Origin of the sequence: Synechococcus sp. R55.2 (assembly GCF_047462075.1) — a bacterium.
GTDB lineage: Bacteria > Cyanobacteriota > Cyanobacteriia > Thermostichales > Thermostichaceae > Thermostichus.
On record NZ_JANSIH010000104.1, the window covers coordinates 1 to 1,005 of the forward strand.

Annotated in this window: 1 protein-coding gene and 1 pseudogene; one reads left to right on the plus strand and one right to left on the minus strand. The window is 55.0% G+C overall.

Annotated elements, in window-relative coordinates; genetic code table 11:
- Positions 1 to 616: hypothetical protein (locus NW838_RS03865; RefSeq protein WP_414427524.1), on the plus strand; the 616-nt coding region annotated here is incomplete at its 5' end.
- A gap of 61 nt (positions 617 to 677) precedes the next feature.
- On the opposite strand, the pseudogene NW838_RS03870 reads toward NW838_RS03865, so the two are convergent.
- Positions 678 to 1,005: pseudogene (locus NW838_RS03870) on the minus strand (phosphatidate cytidylyltransferase); the annotation flags it as partial.

Genomic DNA, 1,005 nt, shown 5'->3' on the forward strand with positions numbered 1-1,005 from the left:
CCTGATGGCTCTGATGGCTCTATCCCCTGGGATCCCTGCCTTGGCGCAACAGGACCAGGAGAGCTTAGATGGTGACATCCTGATTTGTCAGGGGGTATCTCATCTAGGCTCTTTGGTAGGTTTTGAGGCTTGCTTGAGTTTGGGTTCCTACACCTACTCTCAGTCTGATAACCAATCCGCGCCCCAGTTGTTAGCAGATTTGTTGCTTTCGTACTTCGAGCGAACCCCCTCTCAGTCTAATAGCCAATCCCAGTTGGTAGGCCTGTATTTCATCCCATACACCACCTATAGCTTTTGCTTTGTGGGTACAGAGAAGTTCGATGACTCAGAGGAGATTTATGTGGGTCGAAGTGGACGGCTATTCTTCGGTTTGGATCGCCTCCTGACCCCTTCTGAACTGGAGGTAGAGACCCCCCAAGTTATCCAGCGGAAGGCCCGTATTCTCCAGGTGGCGGCAGATCCCATTTTCGGTATCAGCCAACTGGTGGTTTACGACGAGACTGAGTTTCGCCTGAAGCAGCCAAGAATAGTGGTCACGCCTCTGGGATACTTCGGAGACTCCATTTCGCGAGAGGTGTTTTTAGAGAGTCCCGAGTGCCAGGCCATTTTGAATTGAGGATCTCCTGCACCTGTAACTGGTGTGCGTTCTTGGGTTTTGGCAGGCTTACGAAACGGCCCTAGAGGCCAGAGTAAGCGTTGAGCCATTCCATGAAGTAAAACACCAGTGGTGCGGTGAACACATAACTGTCTCCCCGATCCAAGATGCCGCCGTGGCCCGGGATCAGATCCCCGGAATCTTTGACGCCGGCATCTCGCTTCATCAGCGATTCGGTCAGGTCGCCCAGCAGGCTGGTCAACCCGATCAAAAACCCCAACACGCTGCCGCTCAGCCAGCTCCAGGGCCAGCTCAGGGCGTGGGCTCCGGCCACGGCCAGGGCCATGCTGGCGGCAATGCCGGCTACTGCCCCTTCCACCGTTTTCTACGGGCTGAGGATGGAGAGCTTG